The sequence below is a fragment of the Pseudoduganella sp. jia 9 genome (genome assembly GCF_055502615.1).
This window is the reverse complement of sequence record NZ_JBUPWE010000037.1, coordinates 1-16,869: the sequence shown is the minus strand read 5'-3', so window position 1 is coordinate 16,869 and position 16,869 is coordinate 1. Positions and strand designations below refer to the sequence as shown.

16 protein-coding genes, 2 rRNA genes and 1 riboswitch are annotated in these 16,869 nt (G+C 66.2%); of the genes, 3 read left to right on the top strand and 15 right to left on the bottom strand.

Annotation, left to right across the window (positions count from 1 at the left end; translation table 11 throughout):
- Positions 1-173 precede the first annotated feature (173 nt).
- The 3 genes from rrf (ACY34H_RS29880) (at position 174) to ACY34H_RS29870 (ending at position 1,051) form a co-directional block, all read left to right on the top strand.
- Positions 174-286 (top strand): 5S ribosomal RNA (gene rrf / locus ACY34H_RS29880).
- 118 nt (positions 287-404) lie between these two features.
- Positions 405-517: ribosomal RNA gene (gene rrf / locus ACY34H_RS29875) — 5S ribosomal RNA — on the top strand.
- Positions 518-625: 108 nt separating this feature from the next.
- Positions 626-1,051, top strand: a complete 426-nt coding sequence (locus ACY34H_RS29870) for a hypothetical protein (protein ID WP_464981035.1) — start codon at positions 626-628, stop codon at positions 1,049-1,051.
- Between the two features lie 16 nt (positions 1,052-1,067).
- Here ACY34H_RS29870 and ACY34H_RS29865 read toward each other — a convergent pair whose 3' ends face one another.
- From ACY34H_RS29865 to cobT, 15 genes are all read right to left on the bottom strand, one after another.
- Positions 1,068-1,709 carry a glutathione S-transferase family protein gene (locus ACY34H_RS29865; RefSeq protein WP_464981034.1) on the bottom strand — a complete coding sequence of 214 codons (642 nt, stop codon included), beginning with the start codon at positions 1,707-1,709 and terminating at the stop codon, positions 1,068-1,070.
- A 68-nt stretch (positions 1,710-1,777) separates the two neighbouring features.
- Entirely contained in the window at positions 1,778-3,235 is a 1,458-nt protein-coding gene (locus tag ACY34H_RS29860; RefSeq protein WP_464981033.1) for a DHA2 family efflux MFS transporter permease subunit, read from the bottom strand.
- A 75-nt stretch (positions 3,236-3,310) separates the two neighbouring features.
- Complete coding sequence (locus tag ACY34H_RS29855; protein WP_464981032.1) at positions 3,311-4,753, bottom strand: cobyric acid synthase; 1,443 nt, start codon at positions 4,751-4,753, stop codon at positions 3,311-3,313.
- A gap of 1 nt (position 4,754) precedes the next feature.
- Entirely contained in the window at positions 4,755-5,627 is an 873-nt protein-coding gene (locus tag ACY34H_RS29850) for a cobalamin-binding protein (protein WP_464981031.1), read from the bottom strand.
- Positions 5,624-6,610, bottom strand: coding sequence for a threonine-phosphate decarboxylase CobD (gene cobD, locus ACY34H_RS29845; protein ID WP_464981030.1), 987 nt, complete (start codon positions 6,608-6,610; stop codon positions 5,624-5,626). The genes ACY34H_RS29850 and cobD overlap by 4 nt, the downstream gene beginning before the upstream one ends.
- Positions 6,603-7,556 carry an adenosylcobinamide-phosphate synthase CbiB gene (gene cbiB / locus ACY34H_RS29840; RefSeq protein ID WP_464981029.1) on the bottom strand — a complete coding sequence of 318 codons (954 nt, stop codon included), beginning with the start codon at positions 7,554-7,556 and terminating at the stop codon, positions 6,603-6,605. The genes cobD and cbiB overlap by 8 nt, the downstream gene beginning before the upstream one ends.
- A complete protein-coding gene (gene cobU, locus ACY34H_RS29835; RefSeq protein ID WP_464981028.1) occupies positions 7,550-8,107 on the bottom strand; it encodes a bifunctional adenosylcobinamide kinase/adenosylcobinamide-phosphate guanylyltransferase in 558 nt (185 codons plus the stop codon). The genes cbiB and cobU overlap by 7 nt, the downstream gene beginning before the upstream one ends.
- A complete protein-coding gene (locus ACY34H_RS29830) occupies positions 8,104-9,399 on the bottom strand; it encodes a cobyrinate a,c-diamide synthase (RefSeq protein ID WP_464981027.1) in 1,296 nt (431 codons plus the stop codon). The genes cobU and ACY34H_RS29830 overlap by 4 nt, the downstream gene beginning before the upstream one ends.
- Positions 9,393-10,013, bottom strand: coding sequence for a cob(I)yrinic acid a,c-diamide adenosyltransferase (cobO, locus tag ACY34H_RS29825; protein WP_464981026.1), 621 nt, complete (start codon positions 10,011-10,013; stop codon positions 9,393-9,395). The genes ACY34H_RS29830 and cobO overlap by 7 nt, the downstream gene beginning before the upstream one ends.
- A complete protein-coding gene (locus tag ACY34H_RS29820; RefSeq protein ID WP_464981036.1) occupies positions 10,010-10,783 on the bottom strand; it encodes an ABC transporter ATP-binding protein in 774 nt (257 codons plus the stop codon). Before ACY34H_RS29820 ends, cobO begins: the two co-directional genes overlap by 4 nt.
- On the bottom strand, positions 10,783-11,805 hold the full coding sequence (locus ACY34H_RS29815) for a FecCD family ABC transporter permease (RefSeq protein ID WP_464981025.1): 1,023 nt from the start codon (positions 11,803-11,805) through the stop codon (positions 10,783-10,785). The genes ACY34H_RS29820 and ACY34H_RS29815 overlap by 1 nt, the downstream gene beginning before the upstream one ends.
- Before the next feature lie 82 nt (positions 11,806-11,887).
- Positions 11,888-13,726: a TonB-dependent receptor domain-containing protein gene (locus ACY34H_RS29810; RefSeq protein WP_464981024.1), complete on the bottom strand. Its 1,839-nt coding sequence runs from the start codon at positions 13,724-13,726 to the stop codon at positions 11,888-11,890.
- Between the two features lie 74 nt (positions 13,727-13,800).
- A riboswitch (cobalamin riboswitch) is annotated at positions 13,801-14,035 on the bottom strand.
- 24 nt (positions 14,036-14,059) lie between these two features.
- Complete coding sequence (locus tag ACY34H_RS29805; RefSeq protein ID WP_464981023.1) at positions 14,060-14,605, bottom strand: histidine phosphatase family protein; 546 nt, start codon at positions 14,603-14,605, stop codon at positions 14,060-14,062.
- Positions 14,596-15,360, bottom strand: a complete 765-nt coding sequence (locus ACY34H_RS29800; RefSeq protein WP_464981022.1) for an adenosylcobinamide-GDP ribazoletransferase — start codon at positions 15,358-15,360, stop codon at positions 14,596-14,598. Before ACY34H_RS29800 ends, ACY34H_RS29805 begins: the two co-directional genes overlap by 10 nt.
- 4 nt (positions 15,361-15,364) lie before the next feature.
- Positions 15,365-16,441, bottom strand: a complete 1,077-nt coding sequence (gene cobT, locus ACY34H_RS29795) for a nicotinate-nucleotide--dimethylbenzimidazole phosphoribosyltransferase (protein ID WP_464981021.1) — start codon at positions 16,439-16,441, stop codon at positions 15,365-15,367.
- Between the last annotated feature and the right edge of the window lie 428 nt (positions 16,442-16,869).

Genomic DNA, 16,869 nt, shown 5'->3' with positions numbered 1-16,869 from the left:
TAATGCATTAAGCTAACTGATACTAATTGCCCGTACGGCTTGTCCCTATAACCTTGACGGTTATGTGCATTTACTCTTTGATGAGACGTAGTTAATCACTACAACCCAACTTACTTCTTCCAGATTGAGATCGATTGCTGCTCCACTGAGAGCAATCGATCGTACAAGTCATGCCTGATGACCATAGCAAGTCGGTCCCACCCCTTCCCATCCCGAACAGGACCGTGAAACGACTTTGCGCCGATGATAGTGCTGCAACCAGTGTGAAAGTAGGTTATCGTCAGGCTGTTATACGGAGAAACCCCGCTAGCGTGTGCTGGTGGGGTTTTTCATTTAGTGTAAAGGTAGTTCAGGTAATACAGAATTCCGGCACCGCGCCGAATGCGCGAGCCGAACCGGTCAAATCTGATGACCATAGCAAGTCGGTCCCACCCCTTCCCATCCCGAACAGGACCGTGAAACGACTCTGCGCCGATGATAGTGCTGCAACCAGTGTGAAAGTAGGTTATCGTCAGATTAGTAATTAGAAAAGCCCCGCCAGTGTTCGCTGGCGGGGCTTTTCGCTTTTACGGCCCTGATTATTCAAGAAGTCGGCACACAGGCGAAACGATGAGAAAGGATGCCGATGAGCGTAGTTATCATGTTGTTCGGGCAGCAGGCCCAGCAGGTCGAACAAGGCGTGGCGCAATTGGTAAGGCAATACCCCGATATCACAGTCCTGCAAGCAGAGTCCGGCCACGAACCAGGCAATATACGGCTGCCACGCGTGTTTCACCTTGCGTGGCTATTCGTCAATGAGGCCGATATCGGCTTGCCGGCTGTGTCGCGCTGGTGCGGGCATTTGTCGGCGACTGCGCCAGTGACTGTCGCGAGCTTTGGCACTCACGGGGGGCCACCTGCGGTGCCGACTGGCAATACGCTTCCTTCCGGCACATTCATGCAATCTTTTACGGCCGACACCGCACAGCAGGTGTTCGACGTGATTGCCGCTTTTCTGTCGCGTGCACCACGAGTGAACGAGTCAGTGGGGTCCAGCAGGTCTCGGGCGTGACGCGTTTCGCCCCGCGTTACCAACGTGGCGGCAACTGTTCACCCGGCATCGCGTCATAAGGCGAAGCCCAGCCTGGAATCGACTTCAGGCGCTCGACCCACGCGCCGATATGAGGCCAGCGAGCGGCTACATCGATGCCGCTTTCATCCTGCGGGAAGAAGTGGTACCCGCTCATCGAGAAATCCGCGATGGTCGGGCTGTCGCCAACGATGTATTCGCGGGTAGACAGGTGTTTGTCGACCACCTTGAACGCGCCTTCGATGCGGCCGAGCAGGAATTTCAGCACCGCCGGATCGGGCGGCGTTTTTGCCAGCGCCTTCAGGAACCGGTAGGTGGCGAAGTAGCTGGTGAATTTGTGGTTGTCGAACAGCAGCCAGCGCAGCACTTCCAGCTGTTCGCTCTCGGTGGCGCCGCCGAACTGCCCATGCTTCTTCGCCAGGTAAGTGAGGATGGCGCCCGACTGGGTCAGGCGCAGTGGGCCATCTTCAAGAATGGGAGCTTCGCCCATGTCGTTATGGTCTTCGCGCCAGGCCGGATCAGCGGTAATACCGTTCAGGAAATCCACGTGGGCGGTTTCAAACGGCACATCCATTGCGCGCAGCATGAATGCCACCTTGAAGGCGTTTCCAGATTGGGCGAAACAGTGAAGACGGTACATGCAGGCTCCGGTTGGTTATCGTGTCCTTATGATAATTCAACGCGCGCCGTTGCGTGAATCGCCATTGCTCACTGCGCCGCCGACTGCTCCGTTGCCGCCACGACCGTTGCCGGCTCGGCGGTCTTCGTACCGCGGCTGATGCTTTCGCCATCGTCCTTGCGCAGCGTCCAGAACATGCCAGCCGACAGCACCGTCAGTCCGGCCAGCGTCAGGAATGCATGGTGCAGGGCGCTGGTCAATACCACACGGTCGGTCTGCGGCATGTCGCCCAGGTACCAGCCGGTAATCAGCGAACCGCAGGCCAGGCCAAAACTCATCGACAATTGCTGCATCGAGCTGGCCATCGTGCTGGCCATGCCGGAATCCTTCTGGTCGACATCCGCGTAGGCGATCGTGTTCATGCTGGAGAACTGCAGAGAATTGAAGAAGCCCTGGCACAGCGACAGCATGACGATCATCCAGAGCGGGGTGCCCAGCTGCACGAACGAGAACATCGCGATCGTCACGCCGATCAGCGCGGTGTTTACGACCAGCACTTGCCGATAGCCGAACCTTGCCAGCAGCCGCGCCGAGAAAAACTTCATGAACATCGCTGCCGCGGCCGACGGCATCATCATCAGGCCGGATTGCCACGCCGGCAATCCGAGGCCCAGCTGGTACAGCAGCGGCAGCAGGAACGGCAAGCCGCCGACGCCGAGCCGGGTGAAGAAGCCGCCCAGCACCGATACGCGGAACGTGCGGATCCGGAACAGCTGGAGGCGCAGCAGCGGAAACTCCTCGCGCGTGGCGTGCCATGCATAGGCCGCCAGCAGGCAGACCGAAATCAGGAACAGCACGCCCCACGACGTGATGTCGAGACGGTGCTCGCCGAAGATCTCCAGCAGCCACGACAGCAGCGCGACGCCGGTTCCGAACAGGATCAATCCCATCACGTCCAGCGGGCGCGGCTCTTCGGCGCGGTAGTCCGGCATGTATTTGTGCGCCAGCCAGATCGCCGCCAGGCCGAACGGCACGTTGATGAAGAAGATCTCGCGCCACGACATCCAGTGCACGATCAGGCCGCCCACCGTCGGCCCCAGCAAGGGCCCGATCAGGGCGGGAATGATCACGAAGTTCATCGCCGTCAGCAGTTCCGCCTTGGGGAAGGTGCGCACGATCGTCAGCCGGCCAACCGGCATCATCATCGCCGCGCCGAATCCCTGCAGCAGCCGGGACGCGACCAGCATCGGCGAGTTGACGGACAGGCCGCACAATACCGATGCCAGTGTGAAGATGGCGATCGCCGTCATGAACACGCGCCGCGTGCCGTAGCGGTCAGCCATCCAGCCGCTGACGGGGATCGCCACCGCGAGGCTCAGGATATAGCTGGTGACGACGGCTTTCAGGCTCAGCGGCGTCACCATCAGGCTGGCGGCCATGCTGGGAATGGCGGTATTGACGATCGTGGAGTCGAGTTGCTCCATGAAGAGGGCCGAGGCGACGACCCAGGGCAGGTAGCGCTTGGTGATGGTTTCTGAAGTGGACATGGACAGCGGCGTAGCGATTCGTCCGGAGATTGTTGCACAAAGCGCCAAAGCGCGAAGCGCGCAGCCGCCATGACGCTACTTCAGGGGGAGCAGCGCCTCCAGCAGGGGAGTAGTCGCATCCGCCAGCCGTTCCAGGCTCGCTTCGCGCAGCGCGCCCAGGTCCACGCCCCGGTCGTTGCCGATCCCCGCCCAGCGCAGCAGCGCGGAGCAGGCGCCCGGCGCATCGAACACGCCATGCAGGTAAGTCCCGAGCACCTGGCCGTCCGGCGAACAGGCGCCCTCGGGCCGGCCATCGATCTGGAAAGCGGGATGCGCAAGCGCGCCGCCGGCCGAGACACCCATGTGGATTTCATAACCGGACACGGGCGCATCGGCGAACAGGCAATGCCCGCTCACCTGCTGCAGCCGCTTTTCCTGCGACATCACGGTGGTCATGTCGAGCAGCCCCAGGCCCGCGGAGCTGCCCGGCGCGCCTTCCACCCCATGTGGATCCTGGACCGACTGCCCCAGCATCTGGAACCCTCCGCAGATGCCGATCACCTTGCCGCCGTAGCGCAGGTGGCGGGCAATCCGCTCCGGCCAGCCCTGCGCACGCAGCCATGCGAGGTCGCCGCGCGTGTTCTTGCTGCCGGGGAGGACGATCAGGTCCGCCGGCGGAATCGCATGCCCTTCGCGGATGAACTGCAGGTCCACGTCCGGATGGGCGCGCAGCGCATCGAAGTCGGTGTGATTGCTCATCCGGGGCAGGCTGGGCACCACCACGCGGAACGCACCTTTGTGCTCCTGCGCCGGCTGCACCGCGTCTTCCGCATCGAGGAACAGGCCGTGCAGGTAGGGCAGCACGGCCAGCACCGGCTTGCCGGTCTGCGCCTCGAGCCAGTCGAGGCCCGGTTCCAGCAGCTTGATGTCGCCCCGGAAGCGGTTGATGACGAAGCCGATCACGCGCGCCCGTTCGCTCTCCGACAGGCAGGAGAGCGTGCCCACCAGGTGCGCGAACACGCCGCCCCGGTCGATGTCCGCCACGATCACCACCGGGCAGTCGACGGCCTCGGCAAAGCCCATGTTGGCGATGTCGCGGTCGCGCAGGTTGATTTCCGCCGGGCTGCCGGCGCCCTCGACGATGACGGCATCGTATTGCCCGGCCAGCCGCGCATGCGATTCCAGCACGGCGGCCATGGCCACCGTCTTGTACTGGTGGTAATCGCGCGCATTCATCTCGGCACGCACCTTGCCATGGATGATCACCTGGGCGCCGATGTCGGACGAAGGTTTCAGCAGCACCGGGTTCATGTCCGTGTGCGGCGCGATGCCGGCCGCCAGCGCCTGCAATGCCTGGGCGCGGCCGATCTCGCCGCCATCCTCGGTGACGGCACTGTTCAGCGCCATGTTTTGCGGCTTGAACGGCGCCACGGAGATGCCGTTGCGCTTCAGCAGCCGGCACAGCGCGGCGACCACCGTGCTCTTGCCGGCATCGGACGTAGTGCCCTGCACCATCAGCGTCTTGAAGGGGAAGTGCATGTCAGCGCTTCCGGTGCTGGCGTGCGATCTCGAGCTTCTCGCACAGCGTTTCGGCGCCCTGGATCATGCGCGGGCCTGCGCGGTTCAGCAGGTGGCCGTCGATCGTGAACAGATTGTCGTTCTTCGAAGCCAGCAGGTTCGGATACTGGCGCCACATGGCGGCGCCGCCCTGTTCCTTTTCGGCCGTGCTGAATACCGCTTCCGGATCTTCCTTCAGCACCGCTTCGATGCTGACCACCGGCGCCGTCACCTTTTGCGATGCAAAGATGTTTTCGCCGCCGCACAGGCGCAGCGCGTCGCTGACGATGTGCGCGCCGTTCAGCGTGTACAGCGGCTTGTCCCACACCTGGTAGAACACGCGCACCGGCGGGCGGCCCGCATACTTCGCGCGCACGGCGGCCAGGCGCTTGCGCAGGTCCGCCGCCGCCGCTTCGGCGGCCTGCTCGGTGCCGGCCAGCTTGCCCATCGCGATCACATTGTCGGGAATCCTGTCGAGCTTTGTCGGTTCGCTGTGGAACAGCGGGATGCCGAGCTTGCGCAGCAGTTCGACCTGCCGTTCCGAGCTGCCGTGGCGCCACACCACGATCAGGTCCGGCTTCAGGGCCAGCACCCGTTCCAGGTCCACCTCGCGGTTGCTGCCCACGCGGGGAATCGCCTTGGCCGCTTCCGGGTAGTCGCTGTAGTCGACGGCGCCGACGATCCTGCCGCCGGCGCCGGCCGCGAACAGCAATTCCGTCACGTGCGGCGACATCGAGATGACGCGTTCGGCGGGCTTGGCCAGCGTGACCATCTTGCCGTCGTCGTCGCGCACGGAGACCGCGGCGTGCGCGGAAAGAACCGCCAGCAGGGCGGGCAGCAGTATCAGTTTCTTCATCGGATTTCCTTCGTCCATTCTTCGAGTGCGCCGGCAAGGCGCGTCCATGCCCCTTCGTCCGGCGGCAGGCCGAGGCGGATGCCGCGCGGGCCGTCGCGGAACAAGCGCACCCAGATGCCGCGCCGCGCCATGTGTTCGTGAAACGCTTCCGGTGCGGATTCGGGCCACCAGCGGAACAGGCTCGTGCCGGAAGATGCGATACCGTGCGCGGCCAGCAGCGTGTGCAAGCGCTCACCTTCGCTATGCAGCCGCGCACGCGTGGCGCGCTGCCAAGCCTCATCCAGCAACGCGGCCTTGCCGATCAGCTGCGCCGGACCGCTGACCTGCCAGGGGCCCAGTTCCTCGTCCAGCGCATCCAGCAGCTCAGCGTGCGCCGCAACGAAGCCGAGCCGCACGCCGGCCAGGCCGAAGAACTTGCCGACCGAGCGCAGCACGATCAGGCCGGGCCGGTCCGCTTCGCCGGCCACGCCATGCGCTTCGTTCGTATCGGCAAACGCCTCATCGACGACCAGCCAGCCGCCGCGTGCCGCCAGCGTATCCGCCCAGCGCAAGAGATCCTCGCGCGGAATCGTGGCCCCGGTCGGGTTGTTCGGATTGCAGACGACGACCACGTCGCTGCTGTCGACCGCTTCGGCCAAGCCTGCGTACGGCACCAGCCGGGCAGCGTGGCCATGGCGCGACCAGTGGTGGGCATGCTCCGCATACGATGGTGCCGACACCGCGATCCGCGACGGCGCGCGCAGCCGCGGCAGCGCCTGGATGGCTGCCTGGGTTCCCGCCACGGCCAGCATGCGCGGCGCGCCATAGTAGCGGCGGGCTGCCGACAGCAATTCGTCGTCCGGTTCCGGCAGGCGATGCCACGCATTGCCGGGCAATTCGGCCACCGGGTACCAGTGCGGATTCAGGCCGGCGGACAGGTCGAGCCAGTCGGTGTGGCCATACAGGCGCGCCGCGTCGCGCAGGTTGCCGCCATGTTCAGGCATGCCGCACTCCCATTGCAATCACCGCCGAGGCAGCGAGGCACGAGAGCGCGAGCCACAGCAGCGTGGTGTGCCACACGAGGCGCCATGCGCGCTCGATGTCGCCCGCTGCCGCCGGCATGCCGCGGCCCAGCGGCGGGCGCTGCTCGATTTCGCCGTCGTACCGCGCCGCGCCGCCAAGCGCCAGCCCGAGGGCGCCGGCACCGCTGGCCATCACCGGCCCTGCATTCGGGCTGCTCCATGCCGGCGCCTGCTCGCGCCAGCAGCGCCATGCCAGGCGCTTGCCCGCCGCGCCCGGCGCCAGCAGTACATAGGAAAGCGCCGTCAGCCGGGCCGGCACGAAGTTCAACGCATCGTCGATGCGAGCGGCCACGCGGCCGAACCGCAGGAATCGGGCATTGCGGTAACCCCACATCGCATCGAGCGTGTTCGCCAGGCGGAACAGCACCGCACCGGGACCGCCCGCCACGGCAAACCAGAACAGGGTGCCGAACACGGCATCGTTGCCGTTTTCCAGCAGCGATTCGGCGCTGGCCTTGGCAAGATCCGCTTCGTTCGCATCGAAGGTGTCGCGGCTGACGATGCGGCCCGTCAGTTCGCGTGCCGCGGGCAGGTCGCCGTTGCGCAGGGCAGCGGCGATCGGCAGGTTATGGTCGCGCAGGCTGCGCAGGCCGATGCAGAAATACAGCATGGCGGCATGGGCGAGGGCGCCGGCCAGGCCACACAGCCAGGCCGCCAGCATGGTGAGCGGCAGCACGGCCAGCGTCCAGCCCAGCGCGCCGCGCAGGATCTTTGCATCGCCCTGGTTCAGGCGGCGTTCGAGCGCACTGGCCAGCTTGCCGAAGCCGACCAGGGGATGGAAGCGCCGGGCCTCGCCCAGCAGCAGGTCGAGCAGGACGCCGGCCGCGAGCAGCGCGGCGACCTCCGGCCACGGCAGGCCGCTCAGCATGCGGCGCCCTTCAGCACCAGCGGCAGGCCGGCGGCAACGAAGACGACGTTGTCGCACGCCGCCGCCACCGCCTGGTTCAGGCGCCCGGCTTCGTCCATGAATGCGCGGGTGACGGCGCCGAACGGCACGATGCCCATGCCGACCTCGTTCGATACGAAGACGACATCGCCATCGCCGCTGTCCAACTGCGCAAGCAGGGCGGCACGTTCGTCGTGGAAGCGCCGCGGCAGCGCGATCGCGCCAACGTCCGGATAGACGGTGCCGTCGGCGAACAGCAGGTTGGTGAGCCACAGCGTCAGGCAGTCGACCAGCACCAGCCGGTGCGGCGCGCGCCATCGTTCCAGTACCGCCGCCAGCGCGAGCGGCTCCTCGACCGTGGTCCATTCGGCGGGCCGTGCCGCGCGATGCATGGCGATCCGCCGCGCCATTTCGGCATCGCCGGCACCGGCCGTGGCAACGTAGACGATCTCCTTGCCCGACTGCGCGGCAAGCCATTCCGCATGCGCGCTCTTGCCGGAGCGTGCGCCGCCCAGTACCAGCGTGCGGCTCACGGCACGTTCCTCGACAGCAGCGCCGCCACCGCTTCCGGATTCGACGGGAAATAGCCGTGGAAGTACGACGCCGTCAGCGAACCGATCCGGTAGACCGCCTCGCCCTGCACGCCGGACGGATTCTTGCTGGTATAGGCCATCACCGGCATGGCGGTCTCCAGCCGGGAATAGTGGAAGGTATGGCCGCGCAGCGCGCCTTGCGGTGTCGGCATTGCCTGCGGCCCGAGCCCGGCCAGCCGCTTCTGCACCACCACGTGGCCCGGCAGCAGCCCGGCCATCGGCCGCTCGCCGGCACCGTCGTCGAGCGTGGCGGCGAGTGCCATCATACCGCCGCATTCGGCCAGGATCGGTACGCCATCGGCATGGGCTGCGCGGATCGAGGCACGCCAGGTGCCGGCTTCGGCGAGGCGCGGCGCATGCAGTTCGGGGTAGCCGCCCGGAAGGTACACGGCGTCGGCTGTCGAAGGCACCGCTTCGTCGGCCAGGGGCGAGAAGTAGACGATGCCGGCGCCGAGCCGGCGCAGTACTTCGAGGTTGGCGGGATAGACGAAGACGAACGCCGCATCGCGCGCGATGGCCACGGTTTTGCCGGCCAGCGTGGCGGCGACCGGCGCTTCGGACGCTGGCGCTTCGAAGTGCACGGGGGGCAGGGCATCCCAGGCTGCCTCGTCGAACACGAGTTGATCGGCCAGTTCGTCGAGGATCGCGTCCACTTCGTCCACCTCGTCCGGCAGTACCAGCCCCAGGTGCCGTTCCGGCAGCGAGCGGGCCTGCTTCGGCAGGGTGGCGAACAGGGGAATGTCGCGCAGCGACGTTTTCACCATCGCGGCGTGGCCGGCGCTGCCGACGCGGTTGGCGATCACGCCCGCCATCGTCACCGGCCCGTAGTCGCGCAGGCCGTGCACCAGCGCGCCGGCTGTTTGCGCCATGGCACCCGCATCGATCACGGCCAGCACGGGCACGCCGAATTCGCGCGCCAGGTCGGCCGCCGACGGCGTGCCGTCGTACAGCCCCATCACGCCTTCGATCAGGATATCGTCCACTTCCCGCGCGGCTTGCGCCAGCAGCCGCTGGCAGCGCTCGCGGCCCACCATCCACAGGTCCAGCGATTCCACCGGCGCGCCGCTGGCGCGGCCAAGCACCATCGGATCGATGAAATCCGGGCCGCACTTGAATACGCGCACGCGGCGGCCGGCGCGCACCAGCTTGCGCGCCAGGGCCGCCGTGACGGTGGTCTTGCCCTGGCCGGAAGCGACGGCGACGATCAGTACCGCGCGGGCGCCCGTCACCATTCCGTTCCCGCCTGCGCCGCGATGCCGGCCTTGAACGCGTGCTTGACCACGTTCATTTCAGTGACGGTGTCGGCAATCTCGATCAGCTCGGGCGGTGCGCCGCGGCCGGTGATGACGACGTGCTGCATGGCCGGGCGCTCCAGCAGGTCGGCAATGACGGTGTCCACGTCGAGGTAGCGGTACTTGAGTGCGATGTTCAGTTCATCGAGCACCACCATGCCGATCGCCGGGTCGGCCAGGAAGCGCTTCGCCTGTTCCCAGGCCTCGGCGGCCTTGGCGATGTCGCGTTCGCGGTTTTGCGTTTCCCACGTATAGCCTTCGCCCATCGCATGGAAGCTCACCTCTTCCGGGAAGCGGCGCAGGAACTGTTCTTCGCCGGTGGCCATCGCGCCCTTGATGAACTGCACGATGCCGACCTTCATGCCGTGGCCCAGCGCGCGGATCGCCATGCCGAAACCGCTCGAGCTCTTGCCCTTGCCGTTACCGGTGTTGACGATGATGATGCCGATCTGCTTGTCGGCGGCGGCGATCTTCGCGTCGATGATCGCCTTCTTGCGTTCCATCCGCGCGCGGTGGCGCTCGTTCAATGCCGCGGTGTCGTCGGGAGTGGTCATGCGGTAGCCTCTTTGGGAATGAAGATCGTGCGGGCGCCGTGGCGCACCGTTTCGATCGGATGGTGCAGGTAATCGGAAAGGATGTCGGCCTGCATCACGTCGTCGCGCGGGCCGGCCAGCCAGCGGCCGTCGCCCATCAGCAGCAGCGCGTGCGTGGAAATGCTGTGCGCCAGGTTCAGGTCGTGGCCGATCATCACGATAGTCTTGCGCTGTTCGCGGCACAGCTTCGCCAGCAGGCCCATCACGCTGACCTGGTGGGCCAGGTCGAGCGCATTGGCCGGCTCGTCGAGCAGCAGCAGCGGCGTATCCTGGGCCAGCAGCGCGGCAATGGCCACGCGCTGGCGCTCGCCGCCGGACAGCGTGCGCACGTCGCGCGATGCCAGGTCGTCGACTTCCATCGCGGCCAGCATGCGCAGGGCGATCGCATGGTCGTCGCTGTCTTCCCAATATCGCTTGCCGTGGTACGGGTGGCGTGCCGACAGCACCGTTTCCAGCACTGAATAAGCGAATGCATCGCTGCGGGACTGGGCCAGGAAGGCACGCTCGCGTGCCAGCGTTTCGAGCGGCCAGTCGCCCAGCGCGCGGCCGTGCAGCAGCACGCGGCCGCCATCGGGCTCGCGCAGTCCGGCAAGCGTGCGCAGCAGCGTGCTCTTGCCGGCGCCGTTGCGGCCGATCACGCTCCAGCATTCGCCATCGGCGACTTGCCAGTCGAGCCGGTCGGCCAGCACGCGGGCGCCGATCGCCAGGCGGAGTTGTTCTGTTGCGAGCATCATTTGCGCAGCCGGTGCAGTTGGTACAGGAAGACGGGTGTGCCGATCAGCGCCGTGACCACGCCGACGGGAAGTTGCTGCGGCGCGATCACGGTGCGTGCCAGCGTATCGGCGAGCACCAGGTAGGCGCCGCCGGCCAGCGTGGCGGCCGGGATCAGCACGCGGTGGTCCGGCCCGAACGCGAAGCGGCAGGCATGCGGCACGATCAGGCCGACGAAGCCGATGCTGCCCGCGGTGGTGACCGCGCTGGCCGTCAGCAGGCCGGAACAGAAGAACAGGCCCTTGCGCAGCGGGCCGACGCGGATGCCCAGCGTGCTGGCCGCTTCGGCATGCAGGGCCAGCACGTTCATCGAGCGAGCGGTGCGCAGCGCGAAGGCCAGGCCTGCGGCCAGCACGAGCCAGGGCAGCCAGCGCACCGGCGCGCCGGACAGGTCGCCGATCATCCAGAACACCATGCTGCGCAGCCGGCTTTCGGGCGCGATCGACAGCATCAGCATGATCAGCGCCGCGCAGCCGGCGGAGAGGATCGTGCCGGTCAGCAGCAGCAGGGCGGTACCGCCTTCCGCGGCGCTGCCGCCGCGCATGTCGCGCCGCGCCAGCAGGTACAGCAGCATGGAGATGAGCACCGCGCCGATGAAGGCGGCCAGGTCGACCATCCAGGCGGCGCACATCAGCATCAACGCCAGCAGGGCGCCGACGGCCGAGCCGGCGGAGATGCCCAGCACGTAGGGATCGGCGAGGGGATTGCGGAGCAGGGTCTGCATCATGACGCCGGCCAGTGCCAGCGTGGCGCCGGTCACGAAAGCGGTCAGCGCGCGGCTGGCGCGCAGGTCGAGCAAGGTGGCGGCCAGCGTCTCGGCGCGGCCATTGATCAGTTCCTGCAGCGCGCCGGGCAGGTCGGCGAGCGGGATGGCGACGGAGCCCGTGACGCCCGCGAACAGCAGGCTGGCGATCGATGCCAGCAGCAGTCCGGCGGTGACGATGCCGGTGCGGTAACGCAGGTGGGCGGAAAGTGGATGCATGTTCTGCCTGTGGATGAAGCGCCGGGCGCATCGACGCGCCCGGCAGCTTAGCACTACTGAGGTTTCAACTACTCAGCTTCGATTACTTGAAGCCGTAACGGAGGGCGGCGAACACGTTCGAACCGCCGGTCTGGTAATAGCGGGCCAGTTCGTAGTCCTTGTCGCCCACGTTGTTCCAGCGTGCCAGCGCCGACCAGTCCTGGTTGAAGTGGTAGGTTGCGTACAGGTTCACCACGCCGTAGCCGGACAGGCGGTTGCGGTTGGCGGCATCGTCGAAACGATCCGACGACACCTGCAGCTCCACGCCGCCACGCACGGCCCCCATGTCGTATTCGGCCACGAAGTTGGCGTGACGCTTGGCGCGGCGCTGCAGGCGCTTGCCGGTGGTCTCGTCCTTCGGGTCCTGGAAGTCGGCATTGGCGATCAGCAGCAGATTGCCCATCTGGCGCTCGGCCGACAGCGACAGGCCTTTCAGCACCGCCTTGTTGACGTTGTAGGCGCAGCCGAACTGGTAGCCGGGGTCCGGGCACGGCGTGGTGTTCAGCAGCAGGTCGTCCAGCTTGTTGCGGTAATACACGGCGCCCAGTTGCGTGGTGCCGTCGTCGTAGCGCAGGCCGGCTTCGGCATTGCGGCCTTCTTCCGGACGGTTGTTCTCGTTGCCGTAGCCCGGGTAGAACAGCTCGTTGTACGACGGTGCGCGGAAGCTGGTGGCGAAGCTGGCTTCGGCGCGCAGCGCGCTGGTGAAGCGGTAGCCATAGCCGACCGAACCGGTGGTTTTCGAGCCGTATTCCGAGTTGTCGTCATGGCGCACGCCCACGTTAGCCAGGTGCGCGCCGCGTTTCAGGCTGTAGCTGGCGGCCAGCGAGTTGGTATGGCGGGCACGGTTCAGCTCCGCCGTCGAGCCATCGGCTTCTTCCTTGCGGTGTTCATACAGCACTTGCAGGTTGTCGCTGCCGATGCGGAAATCGTTCTGCACGGTGAAGGTGCTGGTCGTGGTATCGATCTGGCTGGAGCCGAACGGGCCGGTGCCATAGAACGAGCCGGACTTGTCACGCGACTGCGAAGCCTGCACCAGCATCGTCCAGAAGGGCAGGAACTGGTTGCGCGCATAGACGCCCACGTTGCTGACCTTCTGCGTGCTGTAGGCATCGAAGCTGGCGCTGTCGTAGTCCGCTTCTGTATCGGTGTACAGGAACATGGCGCCCAGTTCGTGGCCGGGTGCCAGCTTGTAGGCTACCTGGCCCGACGCGGCCTTGCGGTCGTAGCCGTCGTCGTCCGGGTCGAAGCTGGAGCTGGGGCGGCGGGTCGAAGAGAAACCGTCCGAACGCTCCTTCGAGACGGAGAATGCGTAGCTCAGCTGGTCCGTGCCGCCGGAGACCGCGGCATTGGCCGCGAAGGTCTTGTCGCTGCCGCCACCGACCGACGCGGCGATGGACGGCGCGCCTTCGCCTTTTTTTGTGAACAGCTGGATCACGCCGCCGATCGCATCGGCGCCGTACAGCGTGGACATCGGGCCGTAGACGATCTCGATGCGTTCGATGGCCGACAGCGGAATGCCGTTCCAGCTGGCCGAGCCGGTCGATGCCGAGGCGATGCGGATGCCATCGACCAGCACCACGCTCTGGTTGCCGTTGGCGCCGCGGATGAACACGTTCGACGCCGCGCCGGGGCCGCCGTTGCGGGTGACTTCGATGCCGCGCTGGCGCTGCAGCAGTTCGGTGATGGAGCCGGCGCCGGAGTTGGCGATCTGCTCGGCATTGATTGTGACGGTATCGCTGATCACTTCGCTGGCCAGCGTGGGCGTGCGAGTGGCGGTGACGATGACGGAGTCGATGGCGGCGTCATCGGCGAATGCGCCGGGCGCTGCAAAGGCGAGCGCGAACGACGCGATGGCCGCTTGCGAGGCTACTGGAGAGGTCATGGACAATCTTTGTAAAATGAGCAACCGGCCAACGTCCCCGCAGGCCGGATTGAACAGAGGCGCTCTCCGAAGGAGCGGCTCCACCTGGTTTGGCCGGTATCCGGGCTGGCGGGCATCACCGTCCGACCTTCCCATGCGAATCGCACAGTGGTTGTCGCGGACGGCTGCCGCGCTGCGATTCGCTAGCGCGGCTGCCTGCTTACCGTTGCGGGGGCAGCATACGTTGGCCGATCAGGAGATCAGGCTGCGCATTTCCCGTTTAACTGCGCTCGAGGACTCGGGCGCGGGCACCAAAACGGCGCAATTATAGAGTATTGGCGTATCGGCGCGGTATCAGGGAAATTCCAGGCGCAGCACTTCGCCGTAGCCGATGCGGTGCGCCCGGGACGCCGCAGCCAGTGCCGCCTGCTCCGGCGTTGTGCCATCGGCGAGCGCAGAGAGCAGGCGCATGGTGCCGGCGTGGCAAATCACGACGGCGCTGCCGCTCCCATGCCGGCGGATCGTGGCCAGTGCGAGGGCAACCCGGCGCGCCACGTCGAGTACCGATTCGCCGCCGCCGGGGCGGTAATGCGCCAGGTCGGCCGCCCAGCCATCGACTTCCGCGCGCGGGATATCGTTCCAGCTGCGCCGCTCCCACTGGCCGAAATCCATTTCGGCCAGGTCGGCGTCGAAGGCCACGTTGGCCGACAGCCGGCGCGCCAGGTCGGCGCAACGGCGCAGCGGGCTGGAAAATACCGGGGCAATGCCCGGCAGCCCGCCAGAACGCAATGCCTCGCATACGTTTTCCAGCTCATCCGGATCGGCCGGCAGGTCGCTGCGGCCATAGCAGATGCCATCCGCGCCGATTGGGCGCGGATGGCGCACCAGAATCAGTTCCATCGCGCCAGCACGCACACATAGAATGCCGCTTCCGTCAGTTGCTGGACCGCGCCCAGGCAATCGCCGGTAAAGCCGCCGAGACGCCTGTCCAGCTTGCGGGCAAACCATCGCGTGACGAGCACCATCGCCGCGGCGCCGAGCGCGATGCCGCGCCAGTCCAGCCAGCCCGATGCCGTGGCCGCCAGCACGGCGGGAACGCAGCATGCGGTGGCGATCGCGAACTCGGCGGAGGTCATCTGCTGTGCCAGCGGCTTGGCCTTGCCTTCGGCGCGCGCATAGTCCATCCGCCAGATCAGGCTTGCCGCCATCAGCCGCGACAGCGGATGCGCGACGCACAGGGCTGCGACGGTGGCAAGAATGGGCAGGTGCGCCAGCGCGGCGCACTTCACAGCCAGCAGCAGGATGATGCCGATCGCACCATAGGCGCCGATGCGCGAATCCTTCATGATCTCCAGCGCTCGCTCGCGCGTCATGCCGCCGCCGAGGCCATCGCAGGTGTCGGCAAAGCCATCCTCGTGAAATGCGCCGGTCAGATAGATGCCGGCTGCGGTGGACAGCAGCACGGCAACCGCTGGCGGCAGCACTTGCGCTGCGCTCCAGTAAACCGCCGCGGCAATGGCGCCGACGACAAGGCCGACGAGCGGAAAGTAGCGCGACGCGTGGTGCAGCCAGTGCGGCTCGAAGCCTACCCAGCGCGGGATCGGCAGGCGCGTGAAGAACTGCAGCGCAATGAAGAACAGCCGCACCTGCAGCATCGCGTCAGGCCTTGCCGCTGACCTGGGCCGATGCGAACGTGGCCATGCGGTTCAGGAAGTTGACGGCGGCGTGGAGCAGCGGCAGTGCCAGCGCGCTGCCGGTGCCTTCGCCCAGGCGCAGGTCCAGCTGCAGCAGCGGCTTGCCGCCCAGCGCTTCGAGCAACTGGCGGTGGCCGTTTTCGTTCGAGCAGTGCGAGTACACGCAATAGTCGAGGATCGCCGGCTGCAGTCGCGCCGCGACGAGCAGTGCGCTGGTGACGATGAAGCCATCGACCAGCAGCACCATGCGGCGCTCGGCGGCGCGCAGCATGGCGCCGGCCATCATGGCGATTTCGAAACCGCCGAATGTGGCCAGCACGTCCAGCGGCGCCGTTGCCGTGGCGTGCAGCGCCGCGGCGGCCTCGATCACGCGTCCCTTGTGCAGCACCCCGTCCGGTCCCAGGCCGGTACCGGCACCCACGCAGGCGGCTGCCGGGATGCCCGTCAGCTTGTGCATGAGCGCTGCGGCGGCGGTGGTATTCCCGATGCCCATCTCGCCGAAGCCGATCACGTTGCCCGGCAGCGTGTCGACGAGCGCGGCGCCGTGCGCGAGCGCCTGCGCGCATTGTTCGGCCGACATGGCTGGTTCCACCGCGAAGTTGCGCGTGCCGTGGGCGATCTTGCGCCCGGTGAGACCATCGCGCGGGCCGAAATCATGGGCCACGCCGGCGTCGATGACCTGTAGCGCGCAACCGTTCTGAGCGGCGAATACATTGATGGCGGCGCCGCCGGCCAGGAAGTTCTCGACCATCTGCCATGTCACATCCTGCGGGAAGGCGGAGATGCCCTCGGCCACCACGCCATGGTCGCCGGCAAATACAAGAATGGCTGGCGCCGCGATCGCCGGTGACGTGGTGCGCTGGATCAGCCCGACCTGGCGCGCCAGGGTTTCCAGCATGCCTAGGCTGCCCGGCGGCTTGGTTTTGTTGTCGATGGCGTGGGTGAGGCGGGCGGCCAGGTCGGCGTCGGCAGTGGGCGCGATCGTCGGGCTACTGAAGGGAGCGATGGTGGGCATGTCGGCGGCAGGGAGGAAAGCGCGCATTATAAAGGGCTGATGTTCGCATGAAACTCCGTCACTGGCGGGATGCCGAGGTTTCGTACTTATATGTGGAAACAATTCTGGCTATTTATTCAATGAAATTTGGTGCTTGCACCGTTCTGGGATGCTGGCTATAATTCTGTCCCTGCCGCAACGCAGACGTGAAAACGAAACGATGCGACAGGGCGGTTTGAATCGATGAAGTAATATTGCGATGCAAACTGAGGGGTTGACGAGATGCACGAAACACCTGATAATCTCGCTTCTCTGCTGCTGACAAACACAACGATTTGTCTCCGGGTCCAAGGGATCCGCAGCAAGCCTTCAAGGGCAGAATTCTTTAACAATCAACAGTCGATAAGTGTGGGCGTTTGATGTGATGTGCCCCGGACTTCGGTCCGGAAGCTCAAAATATATAGCATCAAACGCTT

Coding starts and splice junctions, on each gene's coding strand:
- ACY34H_RS29805 (WP_464981023.1), bottom strand. CDS start 14,605: ATGGAACTGATTCTGGTGCGCCATCCGCGCCCAATCGGCGCGGATGGC.
- ACY34H_RS29865 (WP_464981034.1), bottom strand. CDS start 1,709: ATGTACCGTCTTCACTGTTTCGCCCAATCTGGAAACGCCTTCAAGGTG.
- ACY34H_RS29855 (WP_464981032.1), bottom strand. CDS start 4,753: ATGCACTTCCCCTTCAAGACGCTGATGGTGCAGGGCACTACGTCCGAT.
- ACY34H_RS29800 (WP_464981022.1), bottom strand. CDS start 15,360: ATGCTGCAGGTGCGGCTGTTCTTCATTGCGCTGCAGTTCTTCACGCGC.
- cobT (WP_464981021.1), bottom strand. CDS start 16,441: ATGCGCGCTTTCCTCCCTGCCGCCGACATGCCCACCATCGCTCCCTTC.
- ACY34H_RS29830 (WP_464981027.1), bottom strand. CDS start 9,399: ATGGTGACGGGCGCCCGCGCGGTACTGATCGTCGCCGTCGCTTCCGGC.
- ACY34H_RS29860 (WP_464981033.1), bottom strand. CDS start 3,235: ATGTCCACTTCAGAAACCATCACCAAGCGCTACCTGCCCTGGGTCGTC.
- ACY34H_RS29815 (WP_464981025.1), bottom strand. CDS start 11,805: ATGCATCCACTTTCCGCCCACCTGCGTTACCGCACCGGCATCGTCACC.
- cobO (WP_464981026.1), bottom strand. CDS start 10,013: ATGACCACTCCCGACGACACCGCGGCATTGAACGAGCGCCACCGCGCG.
- cbiB (WP_464981029.1), bottom strand. CDS start 7,556: ATGCTGAGCGGCCTGCCGTGGCCGGAGGTCGCCGCGCTGCTCGCGGCC.
- ACY34H_RS29870 (WP_464981035.1), top strand. CDS start 626: ATGAGCGTAGTTATCATGTTGTTCGGGCAGCAGGCCCAGCAGGTCGAA.
- ACY34H_RS29850 (WP_464981031.1), bottom strand. CDS start 5,627: ATGAAGAAACTGATACTGCTGCCCGCCCTGCTGGCGGTTCTTTCCGCG.
- cobD (WP_464981030.1), bottom strand. CDS start 6,610: ATGCCTGAACATGGCGGCAACCTGCGCGACGCGGCGCGCCTGTATGGC.
- ACY34H_RS29820 (WP_464981036.1), bottom strand. CDS start 10,783: ATGCTCGCAACAGAACAACTCCGCCTGGCGATCGGCGCCCGCGTGCTG.
- ACY34H_RS29810 (WP_464981024.1), bottom strand. CDS start 13,726: ATGACCTCTCCAGTAGCCTCGCAAGCGGCCATCGCGTCGTTCGCGCTC.